General features: G+C 48.4%; 6 protein-coding genes. All 6 read left to right on the top strand.

Annotation, left to right across the window (positions count from 1 at the left end; all coding sequences use genetic code 11):
• On the top strand, window positions 1-892 hold an 892-nt coding region (locus RCH83_RS15440; protein ID WP_306523678.1), incomplete at its 5' end, for an FAD-dependent monooxygenase.
• Window positions 879-2,102: an FAD-dependent monooxygenase gene (locus tag RCH83_RS15435; RefSeq protein WP_306523677.1), complete on the top strand. Its 1,224-nt coding sequence runs from the start codon at window positions 879-881 to the stop codon at window positions 2,100-2,102. The genes RCH83_RS15440 and RCH83_RS15435, both read left to right, overlap by 14 nt.
• Window positions 2,103-2,371: 269 nt before the next feature.
• Complete coding sequence (gcvT, locus tag RCH83_RS15430) at window positions 2,372-3,451, top strand: glycine cleavage system aminomethyltransferase GcvT (RefSeq protein WP_306523676.1); 1,080 nt, start codon at window positions 2,372-2,374, stop codon at window positions 3,449-3,451.
• 96 nt (window positions 3,452-3,547) lie between these two features.
• Complete coding sequence (gene gcvH, locus RCH83_RS15425; RefSeq protein ID WP_306523675.1) at window positions 3,548-3,934, top strand: glycine cleavage system protein GcvH; 387 nt, start codon at window positions 3,548-3,550, stop codon at window positions 3,932-3,934.
• Window positions 3,935-4,143: 209 nt separating this feature from the next.
• The gene (gene gcvP / locus RCH83_RS15420; RefSeq protein WP_306523674.1) at window positions 4,144-7,032 is read left to right on the top strand and encodes an aminomethyl-transferring glycine dehydrogenase; all 2,889 of its coding nucleotides are present in this window, start codon (window positions 4,144-4,146) and stop codon (window positions 7,030-7,032) included.
• 368 nt (window positions 7,033-7,400) lie between these two features.
• Window positions 7,401-7,708, top strand: a 308-nt coding sequence (locus RCH83_RS15415) for a hypothetical protein (protein ID WP_306523673.1), incomplete at its 3' end; no start/stop codon positions are given.

Genomic DNA, 7,708 nt, shown 5'->3' with positions numbered 1-7,708 from the left:
ACTGCAAAGTGGCCGCAAACTCAGTGCCAAACTATTGGTGCTTTGTGAAGGTGGCGACTCTCCAACCAGGCAGCTGGCGGGTATCAGCCAGCAACAACAACCTTATGGCCAAACCGCTGTGATAGCCAATATTGGTATTCAAACCCCGCATCAGCAGCGCGCTTTTGAACGTTTTACCAAAAACGGCCCAATTGCTTTATTGCCATTAAGCAAACAACGTTATTCGCTGGTCTGGACTATGACGCCAGAGCAGGCGGCAAATATGCAGCAGTTGCCGGACGCTGAATTTCTGGCGCGGCTGCAGCAAGCTTTTGGTTACAGAGCCGGTGTGCTGCAAAGTGTTGGCAGCAGAATGAGTTACCCTTTAACACTAAAATTTTCTGCGCAGGCCAGCAAACACAGATTATTGCTTTGTGGTAATAGCTTGCACAATTTGCATCCTATTGCCGGACAAGGTTTTAATCTGGCTTTGCGTGATATAGCCGCTATCCGCACTTTAGTGGCAAATGTTGAAGATCCGGGTTGTTATGCCGTCACTTCGGCGTATCAAAAGCTGCGTAGTAGCGATATGCAACAAGTGATTAATCTCACCGACGGCCTGGTGCGGTTATTCTCCAACAGCTCACGTCTTTTGGCCTTGGGCCGAAGTATCGGTTTAACAGCTTTAATGCAAATTGATATGTTAAAACAGCAATTTGCCAATCAAACCATGGGGCTGAGCCCGTTAAAAAAACAGCAACAACAGCTGGTGAAACTTATGGCGGCTCAAACCCACATTTCCGAAACAGCGGCTGTTCAAGCGTCTGTAGAAGCGCTTGTAAAAGCGCAGCAGCATTTATCTTTAAGCCATCTTCAACCAGGCCCCGGAGGCCAGTCTGATGCAAACCTCTGATGTATTAATAGTAGGTGGCGGTAGCGCCGGTTTAACTTTGGCTTTGTTATTGGCGACAGGCGAGCATAGCCAGAAACTTAAAATTACCTTGCTGGAACAAGGGCCTGCGCCTGAGCCTACAGCACCGCAGTTGCAAAGAGTCAGCGCGCTGAATCAGGCGTCGAAAAGATTATTAACTGCGCTTGGCGTCTGGCAGGGGCTGACCGCCAATCCGGCTTATCAGCAGATGGACGTGTGGGAAGCCGACAGTTTTGCCCGTATTCAGTTTGATGCACATAGCCAAAATGAAACTGAACTCGGCTGGATAGTCGACAATCAGCAGCTTTGTCAGCAGCTCTATCAAAGGCTGAAACAATATCCGCAGGTGCAGTGTTTATTTGGCTGTAGTATTCAACAAATTAACGCCGGTGATGAACAAAACCTTGTCACACTCAGTGACGGCACAGTGCTTTTGGCCAAACTGCTGGTCGGCGCCGACGGCGCTGAATCCAAAGTGCGGCAAAGCCAACAAATGCCGCTGGCGTTCTGGGATTATGACCATCATGCGCTGGTTGCTGTGATCAAAACTCAGCAGCCGCACGGGCAATGTGCACGTCAGGTATTTTTGCCAACCGGGCCTTTGGCTTTATTGCCGCTGAGTGAGCCACATTTATGCTCTATTGTCTGGAGTACCAGCCCGGAGCACGCGGCGCAGCTGCTGGCAATTGAAGAACAGCAATTTAATCAGGCGCTGACAGCTGCTACTCAGTCGGCACTTGGCGTGCTTCAAGTGCAAAGCGCAAGGCAAAAATATCCACTTAAAATGCGTTATGCAACGCAGTGGCAACAACAGCAGGTGGTGCTGGTGGCCGACGCTGCCCACACCATACATCCGCTGGCGGGGCAGGGCATGAATTTAGGGCTGATGGACGTTGCCGCATTAGCAGAACTAATCAATCAGCAAATGGCGAAAAATTTACCCTGGGTCAGCCAAAGAATGTTACGCCAGTATGAACGTTGGCGAAAAGCTGAAGCACAACAGCTGATTGCAGCTATGGAGCTGTTTAAAAGGGGGTTTTCTTTGCCTTCACCGCTGGCGAAACTGGTACGAGCTGTTGGCATGAAAAGCACCAATCAACTGCCTTTTTTAAAGCAAAAAATTATGGCAGCAGCATTGGGTAACAGTGGCGACTTGCCTTTGCTGGCAAGGCCTGTGCCGGTGAAAGACTAACTTCCGGCACAGGGTATACGGTATACAATCCATATTTCGCATTATTAAATCTAATTAATCAGGGGCTGTTGAGCGCTAATGCCATACGTTATAATCCGGCGCAACTTTTAGCGATACCCGTAATGATGCTGTGGATATCAGCAAAATTGCCGGGCGCTGGCCGGGGCCTTAAAGGCTAATCCGGCATGGTGCCAGACAAGCTGTATGCTGCAGAACCGTTACTACCCTACATAACAGCCAGAGTAAAACTGGCAGACAGGATGGTACAGATGGCTCAACAAACTGTGTTAATTGGCAAACATCTCGAATCTGGCGCAAAAGTCGTCGATTTCCACGGCTGGGATATGCCGCTGCATTACGGTTCTCAAATTGAAGAACATCACTTTGTGCGCACTGACGCCGGTATGTTCGACGTTTCCCATATGACCATTGTTGATTTAAATGGCGCCCGTACCCGCGAATTTTTACGTTATTTACTGGCCAACGACGTTGCCAAATTAACAGTACCAGGCAAAGCGCTGTACACCGGCATGCTGAACGAAGCTGGTGGTGTGATTGACGATCTGATTGTGTATTTCCTGTCTGAAGATTATTTCCGTTTAGTGGTGAACTCCGCCACCCGCGAAAAAGACCTGGCCTGGATCAACACTCAAGCCAAAGCTTTTGACGTGAAAGTTACTGAACGTCCTGAATTTGCCATGATTGCAGTGCAGGGCCCAAACGCCAAAGCCAAAGTAGCCACTTTATTAAACGATAGCCAAAAAGCCGCTGTTGCCGGTATGAAACCATTTTTTGGTGTACAGGCTGGTGATTTGTTTATTGCCACCACAGGCTACACCGGCGAAGACGGTTACGAAATTGCCCTGCCAAACGAACTGGCCGCTGACTTCTGGCAAAAGCTGCTGGAAGCCGGTGTAAAACCAGCAGGTTTAGGCGCCCGCGACACTTTGCGTTTAGAAGCCGGCATGAACCTTTATGGTCAGGATATGGACGAAACCGTATCACCTTTAGCCGCCAATATGGGCTGGACCATTGCATGGGAGCCGGCGGAGCGTAACTTTATCGGCCGCGCAGCGCTTGAAAAACAACGTGCCGAAGGCACCTTTAAGCTGGTTGGTTTAGTGATGGAGCAAAAAGGTGTGCTGCGTCATGGCCAGAAAGTTGTGGTTGAAGGTGGCGAAGGTGAAATTACCTCTGGTACCTTTTCTCCTACTTTAGGTTATTCCATTGCGATGGCACGTGTGCCAGCCTCTGTGGGTGAAACCGCTGAAGTGGATATCCGTGGTAAATTAGTTCCGGTAAAAGTGGTAAAACCTTCTTTTGTCCGTATGGGTAAAAAAGTCATCTAAACTAGCTGTTGCCTTGGCCGGCAGCTGTGGTTTAAACAGCAACTGCCGGTCAGATAAACAAAATATTAAATAGCGAATTAAGTCCGAGGAAAAAACATGAGCTCTATCCCACAAGAATTAAAATATGCAGCGTCACACGAATGGGTTCGCAGTGAAGGCAACGGCGTTTACACTGTTGGTATCACAGAACACGCACAAGACCTGCTGGGTGATATGGTGTTTGTAGAATTACCAGACGTGGGTGACTCTGTTGCTCAGGGCGACGACGTTGCTGTTGCTGAGTCAGTAAAAGCTGCTTCTGATATTTATGCGCCAATTTCCGGTGAAATTGTGGCCATCAACGAAGCGTTGAGTGATTCACCTGAAACAGTCAACAGCGCTCCATACACTGATGGCTGGATGTTTAAAATTAAAGCCTCTGACGAAGCCGAAGTTGCTGCTTTGTTAGATGCCGCAGGTTACGCTGCTGCTATCGCAGAATAAGGCCCGCCAGGGCAACACAAGCCCCGCATAATCAGCGGGGTTTTGTTTTCCTCCTTTATCATCAATGATTTTGGAGGAACGCCCGAAAGGGCAAATGTTTTTAGCAGTTAAATCAGTAACGGCAAGGCCAAACAGAAATTTGCTTCGTAAGGGTAAAGTCTGCAGCGCCAAACCGTTGCCCCAGTTAAGCTTTTTAGGAAATTCCAGGCATGACCACTTCTGTGAAAACCCTGTCGCAACTTGCGAATCAACAAGAATTTATCGCCCGCCATATAGGCCCAAACGCCGCTGAAACGCAAGCCATGCTCAATGAGCTGGGTGTCAGCAGTATTGAAGAGCTGATTGCGCAGACTGTGCCAGCTGATATTCGTTTAAAAACACCTTTGGCAACAGGCGAAGCGACGACAGAAGCGGATGCTCTGGCTTATTTAAAAGCTGCCGCAAACAAAAACAAAATGTTTACTTCGTACATTGGTATGGGTTACCACCCAACGCACACGCCAAACGTTATTTTGCGTAATGTGCTGGAAAACCCGGGCTGGTACACAGCCTACACGCCATACCAGCCGGAAATTGCCCAGGGCCGGTTAGAAGCGCTGCTGAATTTCCAACAGGTTTCATTAGATTTAACCGGTATGGAGCTGGCGTCAGCTTCTTTACTGGACGAAGCCACTGCCGCTGCTGAAGCTATGGCGCTGGCTAAACGTGTGACTAAAAACAAATCAAATACTTACTTCATCGCTGATGACGTGCACCCACAAACCATCGACGTAGTGCGCACCCGTGCTGAAATGTTTGGTTTTGACATCATTGTAGGTAAAGCCACTGAAGCCACTAACCACGACGTATTTGGCGCTTTAATTCAGTACCCGTCGACCACAGGTGAAGTACGCAACGACGCGCAGCTGATTGCTGATTTACAAGCGAAAAAAGCCATTGTGGCAGTAGCTACAGATCCAATGGCATTGCTGTTATTAAAATCACCAGGTGAGTTAGGTGCAGACGTCGTATTAGGTTCTGCCCAGCGTTTTGGTGTGCCAATGGCTTTTGGTGGCCCACACTCGGCATTTTTTGCCACCCGTGACGATTACAAACGTTCTATGCCTGGCCGTATTATTGGTGTGTCAAAAGACCGCCGTGGTAATCAGGCTTTGCGTATGGCAATGCAAACACGCGAGCAACATATCCGCCGTGAAAAAGCCAACTCCAACATCTGTACTGCTCAGGTGCTGCTGGCCAATATGGCGTCGTTCTACTGTGTATACCACGGCCCACAAGGCCTGAAAAACATTGCCGAACGTATTCACCGCTCAGCCGATATCTTTGCCGCTGGTTTAACTGCCAAAGGCGTTGCGCTTAAGCACAACAGCTGGTTTGACACTGTTACTTTTGCAGTTGCGAACCGCAGTGAAGTGGTAGCCCGTGCCTTAAACGCCGGCCTGAACTTCCGCACCGATTTAGCCGATACTTTAAGCGTCAGCTTCCACGAACAAACTTCAGCTGCTGATATTGCTGTGCTTTTTGATGTGGTATTTGGCGCTGGCCACGGTTTAGATGTAGCAGCTTTAGATGCCACTATTGTTGCCAAAGGCTCCAACTCTATTCCTGCTGATTTAGTCCGTACTTCCGCTTATTTAACGCACCCGGTATTTAACCAGTACCACAGCGAAACTGACATGCTGCGTTATATCAAAAAGCTGGAAAACAAAGACTTAGCATTAAACCACGCGATGATTTCATTAGGCTCTTGCACTATGAAATTAAACGCAACTGCTGAGATGATTCCGGTGACCTGGCCAGAATTTGCGTCATTACACCCATTCGTGCCTAAAGATCAGGCCGAAGGTTATTACCAGATGATTGGTGAACTGGCCGACTGGCTGGTGAACATCACGGGTTACGACCAAATGTCGATGCAGCCAAACTCAGGTGCTCAGGGTGAATACGCCGGTATGATTGCTATCCGCAAATACCATGAAAGCCGTGGTGAATCACAGCGTAACATCTGTTTAATTCCGGTATCTGCGCACGGTACTAACCCGGCAACAGCGGCTATGGCCAGCTTTGAAGTGGTGCTGGTAGATTGTGATAAGAGCGGCAACATCGACATGGCTGATTTAAAAGCCAAAGCCGAAGCTGTTTCTGACCGTTTAGCCGCCATTATGGTGACTTACCCTTCAACCCACGGTGTGTTTGAAGAGTCTATTCGTGAGCTGTGTGACATTATTCACGCCCACGGTGGCCAGGTGTATATGGACGGCGCCAATATGAACGCTCAGGTGGGTGTAACATCACCAGGCTTTATCGGTGCAGACGTATCTCACTTAAACCTGCACAAAACTTTCTGTATTCCACACGGCGGTGGCGGCCCTGGCATGGGTCCAATTGGCGTGAAAAAACAGCTGGCTCCGTTCCTGCCTAACCACGCTGTGGTAAAAATTGCCGATACTGGCGCCAACAACGGTGCAGTTTCTGCCGCACCATTTGGCAGCGCCGGCATTCTGCCAATCAGCTGGATGTACATTAAGATGATGGGCGGCGACGGTTTACGTCAGGCCACTGAATACGCCATTTTAAACGCTAACTATATGGCCGCTAAACTCGACCCTATGTTCCCTGTGCTGTACAAAGGCAAAAACGGCCGTGTAGCACACGAATGTATTATCGATATGCGTCCGTTAAAAGAAGCAACCGGCGTGACCGAAATGGACATTGCCAAACGTTTAATGGACTACGGTTTCCACGCCCCAACCATGTCATTCCCGGTTGCCGGCACTTTAATGATTGAGCCAACAGAGTCTGAATCTAAAGTGGAACTGGACAAGTTTATTGAAGCCATGACCTCTATCCGCGCTGAAATTGCCAGGGTAGAAGCAGGGGAGTGGACAGCAGACAACAGCCCGCTGCACTTCGCCCCACACACTATGGCCGATATTTTCGACGCCAACTGGAACCGCGTATACGACCGTCAATACGCCGCCTTCCCGGCACAATACGTAGCCGACAACAAGTTCTGGCCAACAGTGACCCGTATCGACGACGTTTATGGCGACCGGAATTTAATGTGTGCTTGCCCAAGCCCGGAAGATTATCGGTAAGTTGGTTAGTTACCCTGGCGGGATAATTATTTAAACCGCCAGGGGCAAATAAACAGCGTTAAGTAAAAAAGCGAACCCAAATGGGTTCGCTTTTTTGTTTTTGTTGATAGGGGGTTGGTTGCAGGAAGGCCACTATAAACCACCACCGGCAACTACTACGTTCGCCCGTTCGCGCCTCCCGCGCTCACTCTTGAATGCTCACTCCGCAGTTCCCGGCGTTGGTTTTGCTATTGGCGCTTTAACGCGATTTGATATCAAATTGGGTGCTGTGTTTACGTGATTTCTGCTTTGAGCGAAAAGCGGACATTACATAAGTTGTCTGATAGTCTTGTCTCAGGACATAACAAAACATAGCGGAAAATTTACTAATGGAGATGCTATACATTAAAAAAGAATATTCGGTGAGGTTTGCTGAACTGTCAGTTAAGAGAGAAATTAAAAATGTTGAGGTCAGTGAAAGTGGAATTGATTTCACTATTTCTTTCGTTGAGTCAGATGCTAGCAAAAATTATCACGAACAATGCCCAATGAATATAATTATTATTTCAAAGCATTCCATAATTCCTCGAAAAATCCCTCAAATTCTCACGAAAATATCTGAAGGGTATAAGCCATTAGAGGGAGAAATAGCTGATACATATGACAAGTTAGTACGCAAAGAAGGACCTGACTATGG

The sequence above is a fragment of the Rheinheimera sp. genome (assembly GCF_030824435.1).
In the GTDB taxonomy this organism is placed as follows: domain Bacteria; phylum Pseudomonadota; class Gammaproteobacteria; order Enterobacterales; family Alteromonadaceae; genus Pararheinheimera.
This window is presented reverse-complemented; position numbering and strand designations above follow the sequence as displayed.